Source organism: Janthinobacterium sp. GL_088 (genome assembly GCF_057837845.1).
Genome location: NZ_CM174453.1, coordinates 4,906,011 through 4,930,577, shown reverse-complemented (window position 1 = coordinate 4,930,577; position 24,567 = coordinate 4,906,011). Strand labels below are relative to the sequence as shown.

The following is a 24,567-nucleotide window of genomic DNA, read 5'->3' as shown; positions in this document are numbered from 1 at the left end:
AATGAAGCCGGTAATTGCACTAGTAGGTCGACCCAATGTTGGGAAATCGACTTTATTCAATCGTCTGACCCGCTCGCGCGATGCGCTGGTGGCGGATTTGCCTGGGTTGACGCGCGATCGTCACTATGGCGAAGGCCGTGTTGGCGAACGTCCCTTCCTGGTCATCGATACGGGTGGTTTCGAACCCGTCGCCAAGGAAGGCATCATGCACCAGATGGCACTGCAGACCAAGCAGGCCGTGGCCGAGGCCGACGTGGTGGTGTTCATCGTGGACGGCCGTCAAGGCCTGACCCCGCATGACAAGACCATCGTCGACTTCCTGCGCAAGAGCGGTCGCCCGGTCTTGCTGGTGGTCAACAAAAGCGAAGGCATGCGCTATACGGCCGTCGTGTCCGAATTCTATGAATTGGGCATGGGCGATCCGTATGCGATCTCGTCGGCGCACGGCGACGGCGTCAACGACCTCGTCGAAGTGATGCTGGACCTGGCGTTCGCGCAGCGTCCGGATGAGCCTGAAGAGCTGGAAAAGACCGACCGCGGCATCAAGATCGCCCTCGTCGGCCGTCCGAACGTGGGCAAGTCGACCTTGATCAACACCCTGCTGGGCGAAGAGCGCGTGATCGCCTTCGACATGCCGGGCACGACGCGCGATTCGATCGAGATCCCGTTCGAGCGCGATGGACAGCAATACACCTTGATCGACACGGCCGGTATCCGCCGCCGCGGCAAGGTGTTTGAAGCGATCGAGAAATTCTCGGTGGTGAAAACGCTGCAGTCGATTTCCGAAGCCAACGTGGTCGTGCTGATGCTCGACGCGCAGCAGGATATCTCGGAGCAGGACGCGCATATCGCCGGCTTTATCCTGGAATCGGGCCGCGCACTGGTCGTGGCCGTGAATAAATGGGATGGCTTGCAATCGCACGAGCGCGATGAAATCAAGATCGATATCGACCGCAAGCTCGACTTCCTGTCGTTCGCGCAGATGCATTTCATTTCGGCGCTGAAGGGCACCAACATCGGTCCGCTGATGAAGTCGCTCAACGCCGCGTATGCGGCCGCCATGTGCGACCTGTCGACGCCGAAGCTGACGCGCGCCCTGATCGAGGCCGTGGAGAAGCAGGAGCCGCGCCGCAAGGGTTCGATCCGTCCGAAGCTGCGTTACGCCCACCAGGGCGGCATGAACCCGCCTGTGATCGTTATTCACGGCAATGCGCTCGACGCTGTTGGCGATCCATACAAACGCTATCTGGAAAAACATTTCCGCGATACGTTTGCGCTGGTCGGCACGCCGCTGCGCATCGAACTGCGCACGGGTAAAAACCCGTTTGCACGCACGCCAAGCAAGTAATGATTTAACTGCTGAATTAAGTGCATATTAAGGCGCCGCAGAGATAATGCGGCGCCGACAGCCAATTAATGGCTTTTGCACGGAAATAATAAAGTGTTAATGCGCCATGCGCGACAGCGATCGCGAAAACAGGTTACAGTAGCTATGACGCATCTTTCTTTCTTTGAAAGGTGTGAGAGCACTTGAAATCAAGCGAGTCGCCTCCAATTCTTACACAACAACATAAACAACGGAGCTGTTATGAGCAACAAAGGGCAACTGTTACAAGACCCATTCCTCAATGCATTACGCAAAGAGCATGTTCCTGTCTCGATCTACCTGGTCAATGGCATTAAATTGCAGGGCCATATCGAATCGTTCGATCAATATGTCGTATTGCTGCGCAATACGGTGACACAGATGGTGTACAAGCATGCCATCTCGACAGTGGTGCCGGCCCGTGCCGTCAATCTCAATATTGAATCTGAAGCGGAGTAAAGCGTTGAGCTTGACGGCCCAGCGCCTTTCACCCTCCATCGCCCCCGTCCGCGCCAGCGGCGCTGATGCGTTTGCATCGGCGTCGGCGTCCGCCACAACTCATCAGTTGCCATCATGCGCGCGGCACTAGTCGGGGTTGACTTCGGTCACAGCGACTTTGCCGCCAGCATGGAGGAACTCATGCTGTTGTCGCGTTCGGCTGGCGCCGATCCGATTTCCACCATCACGGCCAAGCGTTCCAGTCCCGATTCCGCGTATTTCGTCGGCAGCGGCAAGGCCGATGAAATTGGCGACGTCGTCGTCAACGATGGCCTGGAAATCGTCATCTTCAACCATGCCCTTTCGCCGGCTCAGCAGCGCAATCTGGAAAAGCGCCTGAATGTGCGCGTGCTCGACCGTACCAGCCTGATCCTCGACATCTTCGCGCAGCGCGCCAAGAGCCACGAGGGCAAGCTGCAAGTCGAGCTGGCCCAGCTGCAGCATCTGGCCACGCGCCTGATCCGCGGCTGGACCCACCTTGAGCGGCAAAAGGGCGGTATCGGCTTGCGCGGTCCCGGCGAGACGCAGCTCGAGACCGACCGCCGGCTGATCGGCGACCGCGTCAAGGCCTTGCGCGCCCGCCTGGAAAAGCTGCACAAGCAGCGCGAAACGCAGCGCCGCGCGCGCGGCCGCAATCACACATTTTCCGTGTCCCTGGTCGGCTATACCAATGCCGGCAAGTCGACCCTGTTCAATGCCGTGACCAAGGCCGGCGTGTATGTCGCCGACCAGTTGTTCGCCACCCTCGACACCACCTCGCGCCGGGTTTACCTGGGCCAGGAAGTGGGCAATGTGGTGATCTCCGACACGGTCGGCTTCGTGCGCGAATTGCCGCACCAGCTGGTGGCGGCCTTCCGCGCCACGCTCGAAGAAACCATCCATGCCGATTTGCTGCTGCACGTCGTCGACGCCGCGTCGCCGGTGCGCATGGAGCAGATCGAGCAGGTCAACCTGGTCTTGAAAGAGATCGGCGCCGATCATATTCCGCAAATCCTCGTGTGGAACAAGATCGATGCGGCCGGGCTGGAGCCTTCGGTGGAGCGCGATGAATATGCTACGATCAGTCGCGTATTCGTCAGTGCGCAGAAGGGCAGCGGGCTCGACCTGCTGCGCGATGCGATCGTCGAGATGGCCAGGAAGGCGCCCGGTTCGGCCCACCTGTACCAGAATGACGAATCACTGCAGGAAGATCAGTTTGACGGTCAGTACGACCAGCACGATGGCGCCGCCCCGGACCAGGACGAAGAGCCTGGCGAGGACGATAGGATTTCCACCCACTCCCAAGTCGGAACACGATAGTTATGCTTGTCTCCCTACTCAAAAAAACAGGCTTGAAGTTGTCCCTGAACGACCCCCGCTGGGGCAATCGCAAGGACGACGGCAAGAAAGCCCAAGAAGGCAAAAAGCCCGGCGAAGGTCCGCCGGACCTCGATCAGTTGTGGCGCGATTTCAATCAGCGCCTGAACGCCTTTTTCGGACAGAAGAACCGTCCCGACAACGGCGGCAATAACAACGGCGGTGCCGGTGGTCCGCGTCCCGACATGAAGGGCGCCGGCATCACCGCCGGCGTGGTCGGCGTGATCGCCGTCTTCATCTGGCTTGCCAGCGGCGCGTTCATCGTGCAAGAGGGCCAGAGCGGCGTCGTGCTCACGTTCGGCAAATACAGCCACACCACGCCGGCCGGTTTCAACTGGCGCTGGCCGTATCCGTTCCAGACCGACGAAACGGTCAACGTGTCGCAGGTGCGCACGGTGGAAGTAGGTTACCGCCAGTCGCTGCGCAACAAGCAGGCCAGCGAATCGCTGATGCTGACGGATGATGAAAACATCATCGACATCCAGTTCGCGGTGCAATACACGCTGAAAGACCCCGTGGCGTGGCTGTTCAACACGCGTGACCAGGAAGACACCCTGCGCCAGGTCGCCGAAACGGCGATCCGCGAAGTGGTCGGCCGCAGCAAGATGGACTTCGTGCTGTACGAAGGTCGTGAAAAGGTCGCGTACGATACGCAGCAGCTGATGCAGCAGATCCTCGACCGCTACAAGGTCGGTGCCGCCATCACCAACGTGACGATGCAGGCCGTGCAGCCGCCGGAGCAGGTGCAAGCCGCCTTCGACGATGCCGTCAAGGCAGGCCAGGACCGCGAACGTCAGAAGAATGAAGGCCAGGCTTACGCCAACGACGTCATTCCGAAAGCCCGCGGTGCCGCTTTCCGCCTGATGGAAGAGGCGCAAGCCTACAGTGCGATGGTGACCGAGAACGCTGCCGGTAATGCTTCGCGCTTCAAGCAGGTGCTGGTCGAGTACCAGAAGGCGCCGGTCGTCACGCGCGACCGCATGTATCTGGAAACGATGCAGCAGGTGTTCAGCAGTGCCAGCAAGGTCATGGTCGACGCGAAGACGGGCAGCAATCTGCTGTACCTGCCGCTCGACAAGCTGATCGCCCAGACGGCTGCCACCGATGCTGCCGCTGCTGCCGCCCGTGCTGCCGCGACACCCGCAGCCAACACCGTTTTGCCACAGGAAGCCATGCCGACAGTAGAAGTCAATCAGCGCCGCGACAGCCGCTCTTCGCGTGAACGGGAGAGCCGCTAATGAACCGTATCGTAGCCGCCCTGATCGCGGGCTTTATCGCGATCATGCTCTTGTCCTCGACCGTGTTCGTGGTCGACCAGCGTAAGTATGCGGTCGTCTTCGCCCTCGGTGAAGTCAAGGAAGTCATCAGCACGCCAGGCCTGTATTTCAAGCTGCCGCCGCCGTTCCAGAACGTGCTGTATCTGGACAAGCGCATCCTGACCCTGGATACGCCGGAGCCGGAACGCTTCATCACGGCCGAGAAGAAGAACATCCTCGTCGACGCCTATGTGAAATGGCGCATCGCCGATCCACGCCTGTATTTCCGCAGCTTTGGCGGCGATGAAAAGCCGGCCCGCAACCGCATGTCGCAAATCGTCAAGGCGGCGCTGAACGATGAAATCACCAAGCGCACCGTGCGCGAAGTGATCTCGGGCCAGCGCGGCAAGGTGATGGAAGCGATCCTGGCCAAGGTCTCGGCGGAAGCCAAGGCCATCGGCGTGGAAATCGTCGACGTGCGCCTGAAGCGTGTCGACTACGTCGAGCAGATCAACAACTCCGTGTACGAGCGCATGAAGTCCGAGCGCGTGCGCGTGGCCAATGAGCTGCGTTCGACCGGTTCGGCCGACTCCGAGAAAATCCGCGCCGACGCCGACAAGCAGCGCACGGTGATCCTGGCCGAAGCGTATCGCGAAGCCGAGAAGATCCGCGGCGAGGGCGATGCCAAGGCATCGCAGGTCTATGCGGAAGCGTTTGGCAAGAATCCGGAGTTCTACAAGTTCTACCGTAGCCTGGAGGCCTACCGCGCCACGTTCAAGGACAAGGGCGACGTGATGGTGGTCGATCCGAGTTCGGAATTCTTCAAGTACTTCAAGGGCGGCGGCGCAGCCGGTTCGGCCAAGAAGTAAGGCAGCATCGACACTGCCCCCGGCCGCAAGGACGGGGGGCGGCAACAGCGGGGCCGGCATCGATGCCGGCCCCGTTTTTTTGTGCCCGTCATGCTGTTGCGGGAAGGCGTAAAATGCGGTGTTTTTAGGGCTGTGCGGCAGCGTTTCGGAGAACTTATCCCTAAAGGCCCGTGTTTTCGCGTAAAATATCAGGTTCGGCCTCTTGCCTGGCGCGCCCGCCGCTGCCTCGCATGATGCATTTTTTCAACTTTCTTCCGTATCTCGCTCCCTCATGCCGAATTGGCTTTTGCCCGAAAATATTGCCGATGTTCTGCCGTCGGAAGCGCGCAAGATCGAAGAGCTGCGCCGCCTCATGCTGGATAATTTCCGTCTGTACGGATATGAACTGGTGATGCCGCCGCTGCTCGAGTATCTGGAATCGCTGATGACTGGCGCTGGCAAGGATACCGACCTGCGCACGTTCAAACTGGTCGACCAGCTGTCGGGCCGCATGCTCGGCCTGCGTGCCGACATGACGACGCAAGTGGCGCGCATCGACGCGCACCTGCTCAACCGTGCCACCGTCACCCGCCTGTGCTACGCCGGCAGCGTGCTGCATACCCGTCCGTCGGGCCTGCACGCCACCCGCGAACCGCTGCAGATCGGCGCCGAAATCTATGGCCACGCCGGCCTGGAAGCGGATGCCGAGATCCAGGAACTGGCGCTCGCTTCGCTGGCACTGGCAGGTTTCGATAGCGTCCGCCTGGATTTGTCGCACGTTGGCCTGTTGCGCGCTATCATTGCGCAAGACGCCGCCGCCGTGCGCGACGAAGCTGCGCTGTACACCTTGCTGCGCGCGAAAGATGCGCCGGGCCTGCGCGCCCTGACCGCATCCTACGATGCCGTGACGCGCGATGCGCTGCTGGCCTTGCCGAACCTGTACGGCGACATCGATGTGCTGGCGCGTGCGCGCGAAGTGCTGCCGCCGTTGCCGGGCGTGCTCAAGGCGCTGGCCGAACTGGCCGCGCTGGCTGGATCTGCCCTGGGCCGCGCCGAAGTGGCGATCGACCTGGCCGACCTGCGCGGCTACCAATATGAAAGTGGCGCGATGTTTGCGCTGTATGTACCTGGCTTGCCGAACGCGGTTGCGCGCGGCGGCCGTTATGACCACGTCGGCGAAGCGTTCGGCCGGGCACGTCCCGCGACCGGCTTCTCGCTCGATTTGCGCGAACTGGCGCGCCTGTTGCCGACCGCGGAACGGAAGCATTCGATCCGCGCGCCGTGGGGCAGCGCGCCAGAATTGAAGGAAAAAATCGCCGAGTTGCGCAAGGCGGGCGAGGTCGTGATCCAGAGTATGCCGGGTCACAGTAATGAACAAGACGAGTTCGAGTGCGATCGCGTGCTGGTACTTGCCGATAATGGTAGTAGCTGGATTCTTAAAAACTTAGGTTGAGTGATGTCAAAGAAAATTATGGCAAAGAACGTTGTTGTCATCGGCACCCAATGGGGCGATGAAGGTAAAGGCAAGATCGTCGATTGGTTGACCGATCACGCCCAGGGTGTGGTGCGTTTCCAGGGCGGCCACAATGCAGGCCACACGCTGGTCATCGGCGGCGTGAAAACCGCGCTGCAGCTGATCCCGTCGGGCATCATGCGTCCGGGCGTCGCCTGCTATATCGGTAACGGCGTGGTCGTTTCCGTGCCGGACGTGCTGCGCGAAATCGACAAGCTGGAAGCGGTCGGCGTCGAAGTCGCCTCGCGCCTGAAAGTGTCGGACGCGGCGCCCGTGATCCTGCCTTACCACACCGCGATCGACCTGGCGCGTGAAGCCAAGCGTGGCGATGCGAAGATCGGCACCACCGGCAAGGGCATCGGCCCGGCCTACGAAGACAAAGTAGCGCGCCGCGCGATCCGTATCGCCGACCTGCTGAACGAGAAGCGCTTTGCCGAAAAGCTGGCCGAAAACCTCGATTACCACAACTTCGTGCTGGAAAACTACCTGAAAGCACCGAAAGTCGACTATCAGAAGACCCTCGACGACGCGCTGGCCTATGTGCCGCGTCTGCGTCCGATGGTCACCGACGTGTCGAGCGCGCTGTACAAGGCGCACAAGGCTGGCGCCAACCTGCTGTTTGAAGGCGCGCAGGGTTCCCTGCTCGACGTCGACCACGGTACGTATCCGTTCGTCACCTCGTCGAACTGCGTGGCCGGCAATGCCGCCGCCGGTTCGGGCGTGGGTCCAGGCATGCTGCATTACATCATGGGCATCACCAAGGCTTACACGACGCGCGTCGGTTCCGGCCCGTTCCCTTCGGAACTGCCAACGGATGCGGGCGTCGGCCACCACCTGGCGCAAGTCGGCCATGAATTCGGCACCGTGACGGGCCGTGCCCGTCGCTGCGGCTGGTTCGACGCCGCCTTGCTGCGCCGCTCCGTGCAGATCAACGGCGTGACGGGCATGTGCCTGACCAAGCTGGATGTACTGGACGGTATCGAAACGCTGAAACTGTGCACCGGCTACACTATCGACGGCGTGGCCACGGACATCTTCCCATCGGGCGCTGAAGAAGCCGCCCGTTGCGTACCAGTGTACGAAGAGATGCCAGGCTGGACGGAAAGCACGGTCGGCGCGAAATCGCTGGCAGCCCTGCCAGCAACAGCCCGCGCTTACATCAAGCGCATCGAAGAACTGGTCGGCGTACCGGTGGACATGGTTTCGACCGGTCCGGATCGTGAAGAAACGATCGTGCTGCGTCACCCATTCGAGTAAGCTGCTGGACACAATCCGCCGCAAGGCGGATTTTTTTAATCACGCTAATAATAAGATTTCACTATCATGACTACCCCACAATCGAACGATCAACATCTCTGGGTCAACTGGGAAGAATACCACCGCCTGATCGAGCGCCTGGCGCTCAAGGTCTACGAATCGGGCTGGAAATTCGACCAGGTATTGTGCCTGGCGCGCGGCGGCGTGCGTCCTGGCGACGTGTTTTCGCGTATTTTTGATTTGCCGCTGGCCATCCTGTCGACCAGCTCCTACCGCGAAGACGCGGGCACGGTGCGCGGCGACCTCGATATCGCCAAGTACATGACCATGACCAAGGGCCCGCTGGCTGGCCGCATCCTGCTGGTCGACGACCTGGCCGATTCGGGCGTCACCCTGGACAAGGTCACGCGTCACCTGAAGGAAAACTTCCCTGACGTGACCGAAGTCAAATCGGCCGTGATCTGGCTGAAGGGCTGCTCCGTCGTGCGTCCCGACTACTTCCTCGACGAACTGCCGCACAATCCGTGGATCCACCAGCCGTTCGAAGACTACGACGGCCTGCGTCCGCACCAGTTGGCGGCGTGGATCAAGAAGGGCGAAGCAGGCAAGTAATTGCGTGCGCGCTTGCAAAAAAAAGACGATCGTGTATCGTCTTTTTTTTCGTCCAAGGAAATGCGATGACCATACTGACGACGGCGCGCCTGCGCCTGGAACCGATCAACGAGAGCCATTACGAGCGCATGCGCACGCTCAACACCGATCCCGAGGTGATGACGTATCTGAACGCGGGCCAGCCCGAGACGGAAGAGGACACGCGCGCGGCCGTTGCCCGCACCATGGGCCGCTGGGCCGAGTGGGGCTATTCGTGGTGGGCGATGATACGCCTCGACGATGGTGAGCTGGTGGGCATGGCGTGCCTGCAGCACCTCTCCGGCGTCAAGGCCAATCCCCTGGAAATTGGCTGGCGCCTTGCGCGCACCAGCTGGGGTCAGGGCTATGCCAGCGAAGCGGCGGCCGCCATCGTCGCGCATGCCTTCGACGTCGTCGGCGCGCCCGAAGTGGTGGCCGTGGCCCACCCGGACAATGCCGCCTCGATCAAGGTCATGACGCGCCTGGGCATGCAATACGTCGGCATGGAGCGCCATTACGACCTCGATAGCGTCGTCTACCGCCTGGCGCGCCCATGACGGCAGCGCAGAAGCCCCTGAGGCTGGGCTGCAGCTACGGCGTGCGCTTTTCACCGGATGGCACGCGCCTGGCCGTGCTGGGCCGCGACCTGGTCCTGTGGGACGTGGCGGCGCGGACCAAGCTGTGGCGCGGCAAATTCATCGCGCACATGTCGGGTATGGCCTTTTCTCCCGATGGCGGCCGGCTGGCCATCAAGAGCACGACGGGGCAGATGGCCGTGGTGGATGCCCACGCAGGCCAGTTGCTGCTGAACTTCCAGAACAAAAAGGATGGCGAAGGCTGCGGTCCCGTGTGGTCGCCATGCGGCCGGTATCTGGCCGACGGCGGCTGGGATGGCCGTCTGCGGGTGCGCGACGCGCAAACGGGCGAGGTGCTTTTCACGCAGCTGCATCCGGGCGAGATGCTGCGGGGTGTCTACGCCATCGATGGCGGGCGGCGTTTGCTGGTCCATCATGGCGTCAAATCGGTGGACGAAGGGCAGGTGCAGCCGCCTGATTACTGCAGTGTATGGGACTGGCCCTTGCAAGACGGCGGCGGACGCAAGGTGCTGTCGCTGCCAGGCTTGAAGTCCTGCGCGCCATCGCCGGATGGAAAGTATCTGGCCGTGCTGCACCATGCCGGTGGCGAGGAGTATCTGTCCATGTATGCGCTGGCCGACGGCCGCTGTCAGGCCAAGGTGCCCGTGGAGGCGGGTGGCGGCACGGGTAACGGCTTGCGCTGGCTGCCCGACGGCAGCGCGCTGGGACGCATCGGCAAGGGCAAGCTGCTGTTTTACGGCTGGCCCGGGCTCGGCGTCCTGGCGCAGGAAGATTTTATCTATCCCTGCGCGCTGGACTTTTTGCCTGGCTCGCCATTGGCCGCCATCGGCTCCTGGGAGTCCGGCATGCTGATGGATCTGAACCTTCACAAGGAAACCGCATGATCACCTGTTATTTGCGTTACATCATCGATCCGTATAAATTGCGGGAATTCGAAGCCTACGGCAAGCTGTGGATACCGCTGGTCGAACGCTTCGGCGGCCAGCACCACGGTTACTTTTTACCATCCGAAGGCGCCAGCAACGTGGCGCTGGCCATGTTTTCGTTCCCCAGCCTGGCCTTGTACGAGCAGTACCGCAGCGACTCGATGCAGGACGCCGAGTGCCAGGCCGCCTTCCGCTACGCCGAAGAGACGCGCTGCATCGTCAGCTACGAGCGCAGTTTTTTCCGCCCCGTGTTTGCCTGAACAGGGTCAGTCGCGCTGCGGTGCACCCAGCGGGAAGAGGTGGCGGTACGGGCGCGCTTCTTCCATCGCGCGGGCGAACGATGGGCGGGCCAGCAGGCGCGCGCGGTAGGCGCGCAGCAGCGGTAGTGTGGCGGGAATCGGCTGCGTCCAGTCCGCATAGAACAGTGAAGGAGCGGCGGCGCAGTCGGCCAAGGTGAAGTGGTCGCCAGCGGCCCAGGACCTGCCGGCCAGGCGGGCTTCCAGCCAGGTATAGGCGAGGTCCAGCTTGTCGCCGGCAAATGCGCGGCCTTCGCGCGTCTTCACCGGGTCGCCGCTCAGGGCGGCGCCAACGGCATGCTGCACGGGCGTCATCACATGCAGGTCGAAATAGCGGTCGAGAAAACGCACGTCCAGCGCCTGCATCGGGTCGTCCGGCAGCAGGCGCAGCGGGCCCGGATGGGCCAGTTGCAGGTATTCGATGATGATGCTGGTCTCGGCGACATTGCGCTCGCCGTCCACCAGCAGGGGAAACTTGCGCAGCGGCCAGCGCTCCAGCCATTCCTGAAGGTGCTGGGGTTCGTCCGGCGCCAGGCAGCGGAAGGCGAACGGTATGGCATTCTCGTACAGGGCGATGAGCACCTTTTGCGTGTACGAGGAAAAGGGATGGCCGTAGAGGATCAGCGACACGATGGGATCTCCTGTCATTGCGAAAGGTTGGCAACACGCGCGTGCAGCAACGATAGTGCAATGACAGGATCAATGCAAGCGGTCCGGGCTGTTCCCGCTGGCCTCCGTGGCCTGTCCGTCTAGCCGAGGTTCGCCAGGTAGCGCAAGCCCGTGATGCTGGGGAAGAAGCAATACACGCCGCCACGCGTGATGACGCTGCGCGAGAAATGCTGCAGTTCCGTGTTGCCGCTGCCCTTGGGGCCCACGCCGGGCAAGGTGAAGGAACTGACGGCCGGGTCGTTGACACCCAGAAACACGTCCTGGCCGCTGATGTTGAGCGTGGCATTGCCCGCCTCGGGACCGGCCGGACCGACGGCCGATTTGACGAAAATATCCTCATTGTTCCACTGCTTCATCAGGAATTCAAACTGATTGCGCAGGCTGGCATTGATGAAATAACCGACCAGGCCGCGCTGTTCTGCGATGGGGGCGGCCGGATCATATTCGCTACCGTAGGGCATGGCGCGCCGCACGATGCGGTGGTGGCGGGCGGAGGCGCCCACGACGGCTTCGTCGCGCGGATTGTTGCGCCGGATATGCGAACCGATCGGGCATTTCAGACCCAGCGTGTCGTCCAGTTCCGGCTGTTCATCGACATAGTGAAAGCGGTTCAGGCTGGCGTCCGGCAGCACGGGGCCTGCCTCGTCCGGCCTGAGCACAAGCGGATTGCCGTTGCGCCAGCGCCCGCACATCTTGGCGGCCACCATTTCGGTGCTGAGCCCGGAACTGGCCGCGCCCTGGCTCAGGATGCTATCGAACAGGGGCACGTCCTGCTCCAGGATGCGGAAGGCGGCGTAGCTGCCATTGGTGGACAGTTGCGGCGGCTGCACCTCGTAGGTGCCGCCGTTCTCATTCTGATAGCCGAGCAGGAATTCCCCCGTCATGACGCTGTTGAGCGGGTCAGGGTCGTGCTCGTGCTCGTGCTTGCGCTGCGGTGCGCCATCGACGTCCGGCTGGGCGATGCTGTCGCGGTAGCCAAAATGCACGCGGTTGTCTGGCAGGGCCACGCCGTCGTGTGCATACAGTTCATGCCAGCCGGCGGCAAAGGCCCGGCGAAGTCTGGCCGAGCTTGCCTCCAGCACTTCCGTCGATTCGCTGACCCATAGGCTCAGTATCGCATGCACCTGGCCCGCTTGGGTGGCCGGCCCCAGGTTGCCGAGCCAGTGTTCGGGGGCGCTGTCGCCCACGTCGCCCACGGCCTTGACGCTGGCCGGGTCGGCTGCGCCCCGTTGAAATGCCTGGTCAAAGGTGCTCAGGTCGGTCGCGGCAACGCCCAGCGCCGACAGGCCGGGAGCGGTAAAGCTGAGGTTCAGGAAGCAGGGCGGCTTGGGATGGATATGGCGCGCGGTGGTAATGGACGGCAAGCCGTCGCTGCCGTCGAGCAGGGCCGCGATGGTGCGCCGTGCCTGCACCGCATCCGTGATGCTGAAGATGAAATGGCGCGCCAGGTTGACGCGGTAGCCGCGCAGGATCGTGCCTTGCACGTCGTCGTAATCGATGGTGGGATCGGCCATGCTGTCTCCGGGGGCTGGGGTGGTGGCTGGCAGGGTGGTGGGGCCGCTTGCGCAGCCCCGGCGTGGTGTTCGGTTCAGACCGAGGCGAGGATTTTCTGAACGGTCTGCGGATAAGCGCTATACAGGCCATTATTGGGCACGTGCTGCGCGGCGTCGTTGGCCGTGATGAAGGCTTCAAATGCGGTCACGTGCTTCGCAACGGGCATCAACGCCTTGCCACCCACGACAAACTGCAGCAGTGCGTCGAATACCTCGCCCAGTTGGTCCACGAAATCTTCGATGTAGTCGTTGAAGCTGCCGTCATATTCGGTGATTACGCCGATGATCAGGGTATCGGAAGGGCCCACTGATTGAAGGTTGGGCAGCAGATTGGCCTGGGAGCGGTCAAGCAGGGTGAAACGGGCAAAGTGCACGGTACCGATATCGGTGAGGGCGGCATTGATCTTCGCCTGGTATTCCACCAATGTTGCGGCGATGGCGGTCGGATTGGTGCCGGGAAGTACCGGCATCATTAAGCACAGTGGATTTGCCATGGGAGGCTCCTCATTACGTGGTTGTCGGGAGGACCGACACTACGCCGCGGCGCCCGGTGCGTCAAAAACTATATTTTCGCGTCTGTTGTTAAATGTATACTATTGCAACATGATAAATATGCGAAATGCGGTCTCATGTGGATAGTTGCCGAGGCTGGCCGGCGCCGGCGGACACTCTGCCGCCAGGCTGTTCCCGCCTGTTTCAGGAAGCGCAAGTGGCGCCGTCGGCAGCGCCGGGTTCCGCAGGTTTTATTGGAGGCGCGCTGCATCGCCCGCTGTTAAAACCGGATGGGACAAGGCGCCGCCGTTCCTTCGCCGAAACCGGCGTAGCCGGACCGCGCGCTGAGGTTCAGCGACATGCTGCCTTTGTCGGGTAAATAGATGCAGTATTCACCGGTCGCCGTGATGACGCGGTAGATGCGTTTCGGGTCGTTTGGCGCGCTGAACAGCTCAATGCGGGCCGCTTCGAACCACTTCGGCTTGACCGCCGCATGCGCTTGCGCAAATCCCTTTGCCAGGCGCGTCTGCGGCGTATCGGGCGGCGCCACGAACTCCTGCGAATGCTCGGCGCGCAGCTGGCGGTCGATGGCGCCGGCTGCCAGCAGCGCCTGTTGCGCCAGGGTGAGGGTGCCGGTCTTCGGGGCGGCCGGTGCCGGTTCTGCCGGCAGGGCATCGTCTTGCGGCTGGTCCTGCAGCGATGCCGTCGCCTCCTTTGGCGGCGACACGCTTGCCGCGCTCGATGGATGGGCTGGCGCGCGTGCCGGCGCCGGATCGGGCTTGGCGGGTGGAATGAAGCGTTGCATTGGGCGCTGTGGCGGCATCAGCTGCAGCCAGATCCGGTCATCGTGCTCGATTCTCATGTGTGCGGGCCGCGTGGCTACCCAGAACAGCGCCAGGTGCAGCACGATAATCGCGGCGATGTAGCGGCCATGGGAACGCTGGCCGAGAGAAAAATCATGCGCTTGTCCTGCAAGGTCGATGCGCATCTGTTTCCCGCCTGCCCAGGCCGTCACGCCTCAATCCTCGGCCTGGAATTCGCTGGCCGAGACGAACAGATCCCACGAGGCGATGAACAGGGCCGCCACCACGGGGCCGATGACGAAGCCGTTCAGGCCAAACAGGGCCATGCCGCCCACGGTCGACAGCAGCACCACGTAGTCGGGCATCTTGGTGTCCTTGCCGACCAGGATGGGGCGCAGCACGTTGTCGACCAGGCCGATGACGAAGACGCCGAAGGCGGCCAGGCCTGCGCCTTGCCAGATGGCGCCGGTGGCCAGGAAATAGGCGGCCACGGGCGCCCAGACGAGGGCGGCGCCGACGGCCGGCAGCAGCGACAGGAAGGCCATCAGCACGGCCCACAGCAGGGGCGCGGGCACGTCCAGGAACCAGAACGCCAGCCCGCCGAGGGCACCCTGGGCGATCGCCACGAGTATATTGCCCTTCACCGTGGCGCGGATCACCGTGGTGAAATTGGTGAACAGGCGTTGCTTGTACTTGCGGCTCAGCGGCACGGCACCCTTGATGCGGGCCGACAGGGCGGAGCCGTCGCGCATGAGGAAAAACAACAGGTACAGCATGATGCACAGGCTGGTGAGAAATTCGAAGGTGTACAGGCCCACATTGATGGCTTTCACGGCCACCACCTGGCTCACTTGCGTGGCGCCCTCGGCCAGCTTGTCCTGCAGGCTGGCCAGGCTGGTCAGGTTGAAGCGGTCGAGCAAGTTGATCAGCCATTGCGGCAGCACCGCCATGATCTTATTGAAGAACATGGTGACCGTGATTTCACCCGAACGCACCATTTCCACGACGCTGGCCGCCTGGTTTACGAGCGACACGGAAATGAGCGACAGTGGCAGGATCACGATGACGATGATGAGCAGCAAGGTCAGCAGCGACGCCAGGCCGGCGCGGCCCTTGGTTTTCCTCAGCAGCCAGCGGTACACGGGGGCGAACAGGATCGCCAGGATGACGCCCCAGAAGATGGCGCCCGCATACGGCGCCAGTATCCAGCCGAAGCCGATGGTGACGATGCTCAGGAGGAGCAAGAACACTTTCTGGTGCAGCGTGAGGGTATGCATGGGCGGTAGTGGAATGATAAGGGTTGAGTTGTCCCATCATAAGCGAGGCATGGTGCGGCGCGCCATAGAATTGTCGTGATGCGTGCGCGAGCGCACCCGGCACCGGCGGGCTGACAACGCGGTAGCGGCAATTCCAGTAAGCTGTCGCTCCAGGCGTTCCATCCCGGGCGCCTAAGACTTCGACTTCAGGAACGCGCGTGGCCGACAATATTCACTTTTATGAACCGGCACAGGGCCATGGCCTGCCGCATGATCCGTTCAACGCCATCGTGGGGCCGCGGCCCATCGGCTGGATCGCTTCGCAGAGCAGCGAGGGCGTGCTCAATCTGGCGCCGTACAGCTTTTTCAACGCCTTTAATTACCATCCGCCGCTGATCGGTTTTTCCAGCATCGGCCGCAAGGATACCTTGCGCAATATCGAACAGACGGGCGAATTCGTGTGGAACCTGGCGACGCGTCCGCTGGCCGGGGCCATGAATATCAGCTGCGCGCCGGCGCCGCCCGAAGTCGATGAATTCGCGCTGGCCGGCCTGACGCCGGCCGCCTCGCGCATCGTCAACGTGCCGCGCGTAGCGGAAAGCCCCGTCTCCTTCGAATGCCGGCGCACGCAGATCATCGAGCTGCAAGGCGTCAATGGCGACGGTGTCGGCAGCTGGCTGGTGCTGGGGGAAGTGGTGGGTGTGCACATCGCGCGCCACCTGTTGACCGATGGCGTGTACGACACGGCCGCCGCGGCGCCGATCTTGCGCGGCGGCGGTCCGGCCGATTATTTCGAGATCGGACCGGACAGCCTGTTCCACATGCGCCGGCCCAGCTATCCCTGAGCCAGGATTTATTTCTGCATGATGGGGTCGCGTCCCAGGGTGCGCGCCAGCGCGCCGCCGTCGCCGCGCCAGAATTCGCGGTCGGCCAGGCGCACGCGTTCGGCCGCATGCTGCATGTGTTCCATGGCCGCCTGGCGCGCCCGCTGCGGGTCGCCGTCAGCAATCGCCTGCACGATCTTTTCATGTTCGCGCCGCACTTCGATGGAAAAGTCCGTGCGCCGCGCTTCATTCGCGCGCGTCACCTTGACGGCCGAGCGGATCGGGTCGGCGAACATGGCGACGAATTTCGGCCAATAGGGATTGCCCGTCGCCTCGGCGATGCACAAGTGCAGGCGCACGTCTTCTTCCACGCCATCGACGCCGGCCGCCACCGCTTCCTCGATGCGCCGCAGCGCGTGTTCGATGTCGGCCAGCTGGCCCGGCGTGCGCCGCACGGCCGCCAGCGCGGCGATTTCCGCTTCCAGGCCCTGGCGCACTTCGATCAGGTTCAGCAGCGATTGCACCGATTGCTCCGTCAGCGCGTCGCCCCGTTCGCCGCTCTTCGCGCCATCCTGCGCGCACACGAAGGTGCCGCTGCCCTTGCGCGTGACGAGGATGCCTTCGGCCTGCAGCAAGGCTATGGCTTCACGCAGCACCGTGCGGCTCACGCCGAAATGCTCGGCCATCGCCTGCTCCGACGGCAGGCGCGTGCCGGCGGCCAGACCGTCGTGCTGGAGCTGCTGGCGCAAGCGGGCCGCCACGCGCGCACCCAGGGTGCCGGTGGTGAAGCTGCCCGCGGCGGGCTCCGGCGCGGGGAGGGTGAAGCTGAACGTGCGGTCCATCGGGTGCATCCTTGCGCTAACGGTTTTCAAATGGGATTGCCTGCTTGCCATTATATGGAATATACAGCTTGACACACATAAAACACACACATAATATACATCCATACAAATTTTAGACAAGTTGCCAGCCACCTCCGGTGGACCATAAAAACCCGGCACGGTCGATCCCTTCGTGATCAGGAGACAAGCATGGAAGTGTCACAAACAATGCCGGGCCAGCCGGCAGGCGCCGCCGCCAGCCAGAAAATCATCGATGACGCCGTCTACCGCAAGGTGACTTGGCGCATCATCCCCTTCCTCATGCTGTGCTACATCGTCGCTTACCTCGACCGTGTGAACGTGGGCTTCGCCAAGCTGCAGATGCTGGCCGACCTGCAGTTTTCCGAAACCGTGTATGGCCTGGGCGCCGGCGTGTTCTTCCTCGGCTACTTCCTGTTCGAAGTACCCAGCAATGTGATGCTGCATAAAATCGGCGCGCGCGTGTGGATCGCCCGCATCATGATCACCTGGGCCATCATCTCGGGTGCCTTCATGTTCGTCACCACGCCGACCATGTTCTACATCATGCGCTTCCTGCTCGGCGTGGCCGAAGCGGGCTTCTTCCCCGGCATCATCCTGTACCTGACCTACTGGTATCCGTCCGAGCGCCGCGCACGCATGGTCTGCACCTTCATGGCGGCCATTCCCGTGGCGGGCCTGATCGGCGGCCCGCTGTCGGGCTGGATCATGGAAACCTTCGCCGGCGTGCATGGCTATGCGGGCTGGCAGTGGATGTTCGTGCTCGAAGCCATCCCCGCCGTGATCATGGGCGTGGCCGTGCTGCTGTACCTCGATAACAGCATCCGCGCCGCCAAGTGGCTGACGGAAGACGAAAAAGTGATCCTCGAGCAGCGCATCGCCACGGAAGCGAAGGGCAAGGTGTCGCACCCGTCGATCCGCGCCATGTTCGCCGATCCGCGCATCTGGGTCATGGCCCTGATTTATTTCTGCTGCGTGATGGGCCAGTATTCGCTGACGTTCTGGCTGCCCAGCCTGATCAAGGCGGCTGGCGTGACGGGCGTGCTCAATATCGGTTTGTTTACCGCGATTCCCTATTCGTTTGCCGTGGCCACGATGATTTTGCTGGGCCGCAGCTCGGACAAATACCGCGAACGCCGCTGGCATATGGCCATTCCGCTGGTGATCGGCGGGGCCGCCATCGTTTGCAGCGCGCTGGCCGGCGCCCATAACACGGGCTGGGCCATCTTCTTCCTGACGATCGCCGCCGGCGGCATCCTGGCCGCCTCGCCCATGTTCTGGAGCCTGCCGACGGCCTTCCTCGGTGGCGTCTCGGCCGCCGCCGGCATCGCCGCCATCAATTCGGTGGGCAACCTGGCCGGTTTCGCGGCGCCATACATGATCGGCTCGATCAAGGACCTGACACAGTCGACCGACATCGCCATCTACCTGCTGGCGGCCATCCTCGTGATCGGCGCGGTCATCATCATGCGCGTGCCGGCCAAGCTGGTGAACAAATAAAACTGGAGTAGCAGATGAACGTAGCAATCAAAAAAGTAGGTGTGATCGGCCTGGGCGCCATGGGCATGGGCATCGCGCAATCCTTGCTGCGCGCCGGTTTTGAGGTGCATGCCTGCGACGTGCGGCCCGAAACCGTGCAAGCGCTGGCAGACAAGGGCGCCCGTGCGGCGCAGTCGCCGGCCGCGCTGGCGGCGCAGGTGCAGGCCGTGCTGATCGTCGTTGTCAACGCGCAGCAGACGGAGTCCGTGCTGTTTGGCGAACACGGCGCGGCGGCCAGCCTGGCGGCGGGCAGCGTGGTGATCGCCTGCGCCACCGTGGCGCCGGAGTTTGCCGAAGCCCTCGGCGCGCGCCTGGCGGCCATGGGCTTGCGCTTCATCGATGCGCCCATCTCTGGCGGCGCGGCCAAGGCGGCGGCCGGCGAAATGTCCGTCATGGCGGCCGGCGCACCCGAGGCGTTCGATGCCTGCGCCGGCATCTTTGACGCCATCTGCGCAAAGTTGTACCGCCTGGGCGAACAGCCGGGGCAGGGCTCGAAAGTCAAGATGATCAACCAGCTGCTGGCCGGCGTGCACATCGCCGCCGCCGCCGAAGCGATGGCCTTGGGACTGCGCGCTGGCTGCGACCCGGACGCGCTGTACGAAGTGATCTCGAACAGCGCTGGTAGTTCCTGGATGTTCCAGAACCGGGTGCCGCATATTTTGAAAGGCGATTACGCGCCGCTGTCGGCCGTGAATATCTTCGTCAAGGATTTGGGCATCGTGCTCGATTACGCAAAAAAAAGCGTGTTCCCGTTGCCCCTGTCGGCCACGGCGCACCAGATGTTCATGCAGGCGTCGGCGGCAGGCTTTGGCGGCGAGGACGACTCGGCCGTCATCAAGACTTTCCCAGGGATCGATCTGCCGGCGAAAGCGTAACTGAATAAAAAGGAACAATCATGACCGTACTACTGGGATGTATCGCCGACGATTTCACGGGTGGCACCGACCTGGCCGGCATGCTGGTCAAGGCCGGCATGCGCACGGTGCAGCTGATCGGCGTGCCGCAAGGTCCGCCGCCAGCCGATGTCGACGCCGTCGTCATCGCGCTGAAGTCGCGCACGACTGCGCCGCAAGACGCGGTGGCCGAGTCGCTGGCGGCCTTGCGCTGGCTGCAGCAGGCCGGATGCAAACAGTTCTACTTCAAGTACTGCTCCACCTTCGACTCCACGCCGCGCGGCAATATCGGTCCCGTGGCCGAGGCGCTGATGCGGGCGCTTGACACGGATTTTACGATTGCCTGCCCGGCGTTCCCCGCCAACGGCCGCACCATCTACAAGGGCAACCTGTTTGTCGGCGACGTGCCACTGGCCGAATCAGGCATGCGCGAGCATCCCTTGACGCCGATGACGGATTCGAACCTGGTGCGCGTGCTGCAGCAGCAGGTGCGAGGCAAGGTGGGCCTGGCCGACTACGGCGTGGTGGAGAAGGGCGCCGCAGCCATCGCCCAGCGCTTCACGGACTTGCGCGGCCAGGGCTGCCATTTCGCCGTCGTCGATGCCGTCTCGAACCGCGACCTGGAAGCCATCGGCGCCTCCTGCGCCGACTTGAAGCTGATCACGGGCGGCTCCGGCATCGCGCTGGGATTGCCACAGAATTTCCGCCAGCGGGGGCAGCTGGCGCCATCGCCCGCGGGCCAGGCGGGGCGTTTGCCGCCGCCGACGGGTTTGCGCGCCGTGATTTCTGGCAGCTGTTCGGTGGCCACGCAGCAGCAGGTGGCACACCTGCGTGAACTGGTCCCTTCGTTCCACGTCGATCCCCTGCAGCTGGCGGCCGGCGGCGAGGTGGTCGACGCCGTGGTCGAGCAGGCGTTGGCCTGGGCCGGCGCGCATCTGGCGCAAGGCCCTGTGCTGATCTATGCCACGGCCACGCCGGATGCCGTGCGCGCCGTGCAGGCGCAGCTGGGCGTGGAGCGGGCCGGCGCGCTCGTCGAGGAAACCTTGGCCGCCATCGCGCAAGGCCTGGTGCGCCTCGGCGTGGGCCAGCTGATCGTCGCCGGCGGCGAAACCTCGGGTGCGGTGGTGAAAGCGCTGGGCGTGGCGGGCTTGCGCATCGGCCCCGAGATCGACCCTGGCGTGCCGTGGACGCAAGCCTTGCCTGCATTGGGTGACGATGGCGCGGCGCCGCTGGCGCTGGCGCTCAAGTCCGGCAATTTCGGCACGGTCGATTTCTTCAGCAAAGCGTGGCAGGTGCTGGCATGAGCAGCAGCGAATCGCGCCAGCGCGAGCAGATCGTCGACTTCGGCAAGTCGCTATACGAGCGTGGCTTGACGGCGGGCAGCAGCGGCAACCTGAGCGTGCGCCTGGATGACGGCTGGCTGCTGACGCCGACGAACGCCAGCCTGGGACGGCTCGATCCCGCGCAATTGTCCAAGCTCGATTGGGACGGCAACTTGATCAGCGGCGCACCGCCGTCGAAAGAGGCGTTCCTGCACCGCGCCATGTACGCGGAGCGGGGCGGCGCCGGCGCCATCGTGCATCTGCACTCGACGCACTCGGCGGCCGTGTCGTGCATGTGCGGCTTGAACCATGACGACTGCATCCCGCCGCTCACGCCCTACTTTGTGATGAAGGTGGGGCGCCTGCCGCTGGTGCCGTATCACCGTCCGGGCGACCCGGCGCTGGCTGGCGCCATCGGTGCCATGGCACGCAAGCATTCGGCCGTGCTGCTGGCCAATCACGGCCCCGTCGTCTCGGGCTCGAATCTGGAAGCGGCCGTGTATGCGGCCGAGGAACTGGAAGAGACGGCCAAGCTGTTTCTGCTGCTGCGCGACGTGCCCACGCGCCCGCTCGACGCGGCGCAGATCGCCGACCTGAAACACACATTCAAACTCGACATATAAAAAATCCAGGAGATACGCATGCCCCGCTTTGCCGCCAATCTGACCATGATGTTCAACGAAGTGCCGTTCCCGCAGCGCTTTGCCGCCGCCGCGCAAGCGGGTTTTAAAGGCGTCGAATTCCTTTTCCCGTATGACCACGCGCCGCAGGAAGTGGCCGGCTGGCTACGCGAGCATGGTTTGATAAATGTGCTGTTCAACCTGCCGCCGGGCGACTGGGTGGCGGGCGAGCGGGGCATCGCTTCGCTGCCGGGCCGCGAGGAAGAATTCCGCGCTGGCGTGGCGCGCGCCATCGAGTATGCGCTGGCGCTGGGCACCCCGCGCGTGCACATGATGGCGGGGCTGGTGCCGGAGGGCGCCGACCTGGCGCTGCACCGTGCCACGTACCTGACGAACCTGAGGTACGCGGCCCAGGCCGTGGGCCAGCATGGCATCGAACTCTTGATCGAACCGATCAACGGGCGCGACATGCCTGGCTACTTCCTCGTCACGCAGGCGCAGGGCCATGCGCTACGCCTGGAATCGGGCCAGCCCAACGTCAAGGTGCAGATGGATTTTTATCACACGCAGATCGTCGAGGGCGATATCGCCATGACGTTCAGGAACAACTTCGACGGCATCGGCCACGTGCAGATCGCCAGCGTCCCGGCGCGCAATGAGCCGGACGATGGCGAAGTCAATTACCCGTATTTATTCAGCCTGCTCGATGAACTGGGTTACGACGGCTGGATCGGCTGCGAATACCGTCCGCGCGGGCGCACAGAAGATGGCCTGGGCTGGCTCGCCGCATACAACAACAAACAAGGAGCATGAACATGAAAGTACTCATTACCGGCGGCGCCGGTTTCCTCGGGCAGCGCCTGGCGCGCCAGTTGCTGGCGCAAGGCCAGCTGACGGACAGCCAGGGCCAGTTGCAAACGATCAGCGAGCTGGTATTGGTCGACGTGGTGGCTGCGCATGACTTCAACGATGCGCGCGTAAAAGTGGTCACGGGCGACATCGCCGACGGTGCCCTGATGCGCGCCACCATCGATGCGCGCACAAGCTCGATCTTCCACCTGGCCGCCATCGTCAGCGGCCAGGCCGAGACCGATTTCGAGCTGGGCATGCGCATCAACCTGGACGCGTCGCGGCTGCTGCTCGATATCTGCCGCGAACTGGGACACAAGCCGAAAGTGGTGTTTACCAGTTCCGTGGCCGTGTATGGCGGCAAGCTGCCGGACGTGGTGCAGGATACGACGGCGTTGAACCCGCAGTCGTCATACGGCGCGCAAAAGGCCATCGGCGAACTGTTGCTCAACGATTACAGCCGCCGCGGCTTTGTCGATGGCCGCGTGCTGCGCTTGCCCACCATCAGCGTGCGTCCCGGCAAACCGAACAAGGCGGCGTCATCGTTCGCCAGCGGCATCATCCGCGAACCCTTGAATGGCGAGGCGGCCGTCTGCCCCGTGTCCACCGACCTGCGTCTGTGGCTGCTGTCGCCGCGCGGCGCCATCGCCTCGCTGATCGCCGGCCATGAATTGGCGGGCGAGGCGTTTGGCGCCAGCCGCACAGTGAACTTGCCGGGCTTGAGCGTGAGCGTGGGCGAAATGCTCGCCGCACTCGAAGCCGTGGCCGGCGGCGAAGTGGCGGCCCGCATCAGCTATGCACCCGATCCCGCCGTCGAGCGCATCGTCAGGAGCTGGCCCGGCGCCTGGGATACGGCACGGGCCGAAGCGCTGGGTTTGACGGCCGATGCAGATTTCGCCGCCATCATCCGTGCGTATGTCGACGACATGAAAGCGGCCGGCTAGGTCACTGTCGCCAGCTGCGAGCGGCGATAGTCGAGCGGCGTGCTGCCCACCAGGTCCGCAAAACTGCGGCTGAAATGGGCCTGGTCAAAAAAGCCCAGTTCCTGCGCCAGGCTGGCCAGGTCGGGCGCATCGGGCTGCGCCAGGCGCCAGATCGCTTCCTGCAGACGGTAGCGTTGGATCACCCACTTCGGCGGCACGCCCACGTAGTTGGCGAACAGGCGCTGCAGCCGTCGTTCGCCGATGGCCATTTTTTCGCACAGTTGCGCCACGCTTGCCGGGCCGTTGTGGGCCGCCGCCGCGGCAGTCAGCCTGGCTGCCAGCAGGGCACCATCATCGACCTGCGGCAGCCTTGCCAGCAGCAGTGCCTGTGCCTGCGCCACCATGGCCGTATCGTCGGCTTGTTGCAGAACCAGCGCCTCGGCATCCCTTGCCGGCATGCGCAGCAGGGCATCGGCGGCGATGGTCGCGTCGGTGAATGACGACAAGGGCTGGCTGATGAACGGGCGCAGGCCGCCCGGCGAAAAACGCACGCCCAGCACCTTGCCCGCTCCGCTCAATGGCCGGTTGAAGGCGCCGCGCACCACGCCATGGATGGCCGTGCGCCCAAGGTCGAACACCAGGTGGGCGTTCGGGTAGGGCAGCACGCGCTGCGTCTCCGGCGCGCAGTCCCGCCTGTCCCATTCGACCACCCAGAAGTAGTCGACGAACGGCGCCAGCGCGCCAGCCGGCGGATAGGTCGCCAGCCGTATGCGGCGCGCCGCTGCCTGCGGGTCGACGATGCCTTTCGGCGCCTGGCCGCGTGTGGCGAGCACATTGCGCGGGTTGTCGGGTTTATCCAATATTTGTCTCCTGCGCGCCACTAGGATGGCTCTCTCGCATCGATTGAAAGGGAGTCATGAAATCACACAGCTTGTCTGGCCTGGTGCTGGCCGCATGTTGTCTATCGGTGGCGCCAGCCGGCGCCGCCTCGTCTGCAGAGGGGGATCATCGCATGCATGTACGCGCCACGGGAAGTTTCAGTATCACCATGACGCCGTCCGCGGCGCCGCAGCGCGCGGGGCGCACGACCTTGGGCAGGGTGCTGCTCGACAAAGTCTATGCCGGCGACCTGGTCGCCACGGCAAAGGGCGAGATGCTCAACGCCGTCACCGACACCAGGGGCGCGGCAGGCTATGTCGCCATGGAAGCCATCACGGGCGTGCTGCAGGGCCGGCAAGGCACCTTCGTGGCGCAGCATGCGGGCACCATGGCCGACGGCCAGCAGACGCTGTCCATCGTGATCGTGCCGCATTCCGGCACGGGGCAGCTGAAAGGCATCAGCGGGACGCTGGCCATCCGCATCGTCGATGGACAGCATTTCTACGACATCGACTATTCGCTGCCGGAGCCGTAGGCGGGTCA

26 protein-coding genes are annotated in these 24,567 nt (G+C 63.4%); 19 read left to right on the top strand and 7 right to left on the bottom strand.

The features are described 5' to 3' along the window. The first annotated feature begins 1 nt into the window (after position 1). The 11 genes from der to AC3IQ7_RS21970 all read left to right on the top strand — a co-directional run bounded on the left by der (position 2) and on the right by AC3IQ7_RS21970 (position 10,506). A complete protein-coding gene (gene der / locus AC3IQ7_RS22020; RefSeq protein ID WP_034752028.1) occupies positions 2–1,348 on the top strand; it encodes a ribosome biogenesis GTPase Der in 1,347 nt (448 codons plus the stop codon). A gap of 240 nt (positions 1,349–1,588) precedes the next feature. Continuing rightward, the gene (gene hfq, locus AC3IQ7_RS22015; RefSeq protein ID WP_008450615.1) at positions 1,589–1,825 is read left to right on the top strand and encodes an RNA chaperone Hfq; all 237 of its coding nucleotides are present in this window, start codon (positions 1,589–1,591) and stop codon (positions 1,823–1,825) included. A gap of 114 nt (positions 1,826–1,939) precedes the next feature. After that, a complete protein-coding gene (hflX, locus tag AC3IQ7_RS22010) occupies positions 1,940–3,163 on the top strand; it encodes a GTPase HflX (RefSeq protein WP_099378209.1) in 1,224 nt (407 codons plus the stop codon). A 2-nt stretch (positions 3,164–3,165) separates the two neighbouring features. Then, positions 3,166–4,458, top strand: a complete 1,293-nt coding sequence (gene hflK, locus AC3IQ7_RS22005) for an FtsH protease activity modulator HflK (protein ID WP_489207330.1) — start codon at positions 3,166–3,168, stop codon at positions 4,456–4,458. Further along, entirely contained in the window at positions 4,458–5,345 is an 888-nt protein-coding gene (gene hflC / locus AC3IQ7_RS22000; protein WP_489207329.1) for a protease modulator HflC, read from the top strand. The genes hflK and hflC overlap by 1 nt, the downstream gene beginning before the upstream one ends. 271 nt (positions 5,346–5,616) lie before the next feature. Beyond that, positions 5,617–6,777: an ATP phosphoribosyltransferase regulatory subunit gene (locus AC3IQ7_RS21995; RefSeq protein ID WP_035820702.1), complete on the top strand. Its 1,161-nt coding sequence runs from the start codon at positions 5,617–5,619 to the stop codon at positions 6,775–6,777. 3 nt (positions 6,778–6,780) lie between these two features. Beyond that, the gene (locus tag AC3IQ7_RS21990; RefSeq protein ID WP_034752021.1) at positions 6,781–8,094 is read left to right on the top strand and encodes an adenylosuccinate synthase; all 1,314 of its coding nucleotides are present in this window, start codon (positions 6,781–6,783) and stop codon (positions 8,092–8,094) included. A 66-nt stretch (positions 8,095–8,160) separates the two neighbouring features. Then, a complete protein-coding gene (locus tag AC3IQ7_RS21985; RefSeq protein WP_034752020.1) occupies positions 8,161–8,706 on the top strand; it encodes a phosphoribosyltransferase in 546 nt (181 codons plus the stop codon). A gap of 65 nt (positions 8,707–8,771) precedes the next feature. Then, a complete protein-coding gene (locus AC3IQ7_RS21980) occupies positions 8,772–9,281 on the top strand; it encodes a GNAT family N-acetyltransferase (RefSeq protein WP_489207328.1) in 510 nt (169 codons plus the stop codon). Next, positions 9,278–10,204 (top strand): WD40 repeat domain-containing protein, encoded by a 927-nt coding sequence (locus AC3IQ7_RS21975; protein WP_489207327.1) that lies wholly within the window; start codon positions 9,278–9,280, stop codon positions 10,202–10,204. The genes AC3IQ7_RS21980 and AC3IQ7_RS21975 overlap by 4 nt, the downstream gene beginning before the upstream one ends. Next, the gene (locus tag AC3IQ7_RS21970; protein WP_034752016.1) at positions 10,201–10,506 is read left to right on the top strand and encodes an NIPSNAP family protein; all 306 of its coding nucleotides are present in this window, start codon (positions 10,201–10,203) and stop codon (positions 10,504–10,506) included. The genes AC3IQ7_RS21975 and AC3IQ7_RS21970 overlap by 4 nt, the downstream gene beginning before the upstream one ends. Before the next feature lie 6 nt (positions 10,507–10,512). On the opposite strand, the gene AC3IQ7_RS21965 is transcribed toward AC3IQ7_RS21970, so the two are convergent. The 5 genes from AC3IQ7_RS21965 to AC3IQ7_RS21945 form a co-directional block, all read right to left on the bottom strand. Then, on the bottom strand, positions 10,513–11,172 hold the full coding sequence (locus AC3IQ7_RS21965) for a glutathione S-transferase family protein (protein WP_322428198.1): 660 nt from the start codon (positions 11,170–11,172) through the stop codon (positions 10,513–10,515). Between the two features lie 119 nt (positions 11,173–11,291). Continuing rightward, positions 11,292–12,725: a Dyp-type peroxidase gene (locus AC3IQ7_RS21960; protein WP_489207326.1), complete on the bottom strand. Its 1,434-nt coding sequence runs from the start codon at positions 12,723–12,725 to the stop codon at positions 11,292–11,294. Positions 12,726–12,799: 74 nt separating this feature from the next. Next, positions 12,800–13,258 (bottom strand): hypothetical protein, encoded by a 459-nt coding sequence (locus tag AC3IQ7_RS21955; protein WP_158301205.1) that lies wholly within the window; start codon positions 13,256–13,258, stop codon positions 12,800–12,802. A 278-nt stretch (positions 13,259–13,536) separates the two neighbouring features. After that, a complete protein-coding gene (locus tag AC3IQ7_RS21950; protein WP_489207325.1) occupies positions 13,537–14,271 on the bottom strand; it encodes a hypothetical protein in 735 nt (244 codons plus the stop codon). 3 nt (positions 14,272–14,274) lie between these two features. Further along, positions 14,275–15,336: an AI-2E family transporter gene (locus AC3IQ7_RS21945; protein ID WP_489207324.1), complete on the bottom strand. Its 1,062-nt coding sequence runs from the start codon at positions 15,334–15,336 to the stop codon at positions 14,275–14,277. Positions 15,337–15,533: 197 nt separating this feature from the next. On the opposite strand from AC3IQ7_RS21945, the gene AC3IQ7_RS21940 reads away from it, so the two are divergent. Further along, entirely contained in the window at positions 15,534–16,160 is a 627-nt protein-coding gene (locus tag AC3IQ7_RS21940) for a flavin reductase family protein (protein ID WP_489207323.1), read from the top strand. Between the two features lie 8 nt (positions 16,161–16,168). On the opposite strand, the gene AC3IQ7_RS21935 is transcribed toward AC3IQ7_RS21940, so the two are convergent. Further along, entirely contained in the window at positions 16,169–16,981 is an 813-nt protein-coding gene (locus tag AC3IQ7_RS21935; protein WP_489207322.1) for a FadR/GntR family transcriptional regulator, read from the bottom strand. Between the two features lie 189 nt (positions 16,982–17,170). Here AC3IQ7_RS21935 and AC3IQ7_RS21930 point away from each other — a divergent pair, with 189 nt between their 5' ends. Genes AC3IQ7_RS21930 through denD form a run of 6 tightly spaced genes read left to right on the top strand, consistent with a single transcriptional unit; the run spans position 17,171 to position 23,166 of the window. After that, a complete protein-coding gene (locus AC3IQ7_RS21930) occupies positions 17,171–18,499 on the top strand; it encodes an MFS transporter (RefSeq protein ID WP_489207321.1) in 1,329 nt (442 codons plus the stop codon). A 14-nt stretch (positions 18,500–18,513) separates the two neighbouring features. Further along, the gene (ltnD, locus tag AC3IQ7_RS21925) at positions 18,514–19,413 is read left to right on the top strand and encodes an L-threonate dehydrogenase (RefSeq protein ID WP_489207320.1); all 900 of its coding nucleotides are present in this window, start codon (positions 18,514–18,516) and stop codon (positions 19,411–19,413) included. A 20-nt stretch (positions 19,414–19,433) separates the two neighbouring features. Continuing rightward, complete coding sequence (gene otnK / locus AC3IQ7_RS21920; protein WP_489207319.1) at positions 19,434–20,735, top strand: 3-oxo-tetronate kinase; 1,302 nt, start codon at positions 19,434–19,436, stop codon at positions 20,733–20,735. Then, on the top strand, positions 20,732–21,376 hold the full coding sequence (gene otnC, locus AC3IQ7_RS21915) for a 3-oxo-tetronate 4-phosphate decarboxylase (protein WP_099378224.1): 645 nt from the start codon (positions 20,732–20,734) through the stop codon (positions 21,374–21,376). The genes otnK and otnC overlap by 4 nt, the downstream gene beginning before the upstream one ends. An 18-nt stretch (positions 21,377–21,394) precedes the next feature. Beyond that, positions 21,395–22,186: a 2-oxo-tetronate isomerase gene (gene otnI / locus AC3IQ7_RS21910; RefSeq protein ID WP_489207318.1), complete on the top strand. Its 792-nt coding sequence runs from the start codon at positions 21,395–21,397 to the stop codon at positions 22,184–22,186. 2 nt (positions 22,187–22,188) lie between these two features. Continuing rightward, a complete protein-coding gene (gene denD / locus AC3IQ7_RS21905; RefSeq protein WP_489207317.1) occupies positions 22,189–23,166 on the top strand; it encodes a D-erythronate dehydrogenase in 978 nt (325 codons plus the stop codon). Here the strand turns inward: denD and AC3IQ7_RS21900 are convergent. Beyond that, a complete protein-coding gene (locus AC3IQ7_RS21900) occupies positions 23,163–24,005 on the bottom strand; it encodes a DUF6597 domain-containing transcriptional factor (protein WP_489207316.1) in 843 nt (280 codons plus the stop codon). The genes denD and AC3IQ7_RS21900 overlap by 4 nt on opposite strands. Positions 24,006–24,061: 56 nt before the next feature. Here AC3IQ7_RS21900 and AC3IQ7_RS21895 point away from each other — a divergent pair, with 56 nt between their 5' ends. Beyond that, complete coding sequence (locus tag AC3IQ7_RS21895) at positions 24,062–24,559, top strand: DUF3224 domain-containing protein (RefSeq protein WP_489207315.1); 498 nt, start codon at positions 24,062–24,064, stop codon at positions 24,557–24,559. Positions 24,560–24,567 lie beyond the last annotated feature (8 nt).

Coding starts and splice junctions, on each gene's coding strand:
- AC3IQ7_RS21935 (WP_489207322.1), bottom strand. CDS start 16,981: ATGGACCGCACGTTCAGCTTCACCCTCCCCGCGCCGGAGCCCGCCGCG.
- AC3IQ7_RS21980 (WP_489207328.1), top strand. CDS start 8,772: ATGACCATACTGACGACGGCGCGCCTGCGCCTGGAACCGATCAACGAG.
- hflC (WP_489207329.1), top strand. CDS start 4,458: ATGAACCGTATCGTAGCCGCCCTGATCGCGGGCTTTATCGCGATCATG.
- AC3IQ7_RS21895 (WP_489207315.1), top strand. CDS start 24,062: ATGAAATCACACAGCTTGTCTGGCCTGGTGCTGGCCGCATGTTGTCTA.
- otnK (WP_489207319.1), top strand. CDS start 19,434: ATGACCGTACTACTGGGATGTATCGCCGACGATTTCACGGGTGGCACC.
- der (WP_034752028.1), top strand. CDS start 2: ATGAAGCCGGTAATTGCACTAGTAGGTCGACCCAATGTTGGGAAATCG.
- AC3IQ7_RS21985 (WP_034752020.1), top strand. CDS start 8,161: ATGACTACCCCACAATCGAACGATCAACATCTCTGGGTCAACTGGGAA.
- otnC (WP_099378224.1), top strand. CDS start 20,732: ATGAGCAGCAGCGAATCGCGCCAGCGCGAGCAGATCGTCGACTTCGGC.
- AC3IQ7_RS21970 (WP_034752016.1), top strand. CDS start 10,201: ATGATCACCTGTTATTTGCGTTACATCATCGATCCGTATAAATTGCGG.
- hflK (WP_489207330.1), top strand. CDS start 3,166: ATGCTTGTCTCCCTACTCAAAAAAACAGGCTTGAAGTTGTCCCTGAAC.
- ltnD (WP_489207320.1), top strand. CDS start 18,514: ATGAACGTAGCAATCAAAAAAGTAGGTGTGATCGGCCTGGGCGCCATG.
- AC3IQ7_RS21995 (WP_035820702.1), top strand. CDS start 5,617: ATGCCGAATTGGCTTTTGCCCGAAAATATTGCCGATGTTCTGCCGTCG.
- hflX (WP_099378209.1), top strand. CDS start 1,940: ATGCGCGCGGCACTAGTCGGGGTTGACTTCGGTCACAGCGACTTTGCC.
- AC3IQ7_RS21945 (WP_489207324.1), bottom strand. CDS start 15,336: ATGCATACCCTCACGCTGCACCAGAAAGTGTTCTTGCTCCTCCTGAGC.
- AC3IQ7_RS21975 (WP_489207327.1), top strand. CDS start 9,278: ATGACGGCAGCGCAGAAGCCCCTGAGGCTGGGCTGCAGCTACGGCGTG.
- AC3IQ7_RS21955 (WP_158301205.1), bottom strand. CDS start 13,258: ATGGCAAATCCACTGTGCTTAATGATGCCGGTACTTCCCGGCACCAAT.
- AC3IQ7_RS21960 (WP_489207326.1), bottom strand. CDS start 12,725: ATGGCCGATCCCACCATCGATTACGACGACGTGCAAGGCACGATCCTG.
- denD (WP_489207317.1), top strand. CDS start 22,189: ATGAAAGTACTCATTACCGGCGGCGCCGGTTTCCTCGGGCAGCGCCTG.
- hfq (WP_008450615.1), top strand. CDS start 1,589: ATGAGCAACAAAGGGCAACTGTTACAAGACCCATTCCTCAATGCATTA.
- AC3IQ7_RS21990 (WP_034752021.1), top strand. CDS start 6,781: ATGTCAAAGAAAATTATGGCAAAGAACGTTGTTGTCATCGGCACCCAA.
- AC3IQ7_RS21930 (WP_489207321.1), top strand. CDS start 17,171: ATGGAAGTGTCACAAACAATGCCGGGCCAGCCGGCAGGCGCCGCCGCC.
- otnI (WP_489207318.1), top strand. CDS start 21,395: ATGCCCCGCTTTGCCGCCAATCTGACCATGATGTTCAACGAAGTGCCG.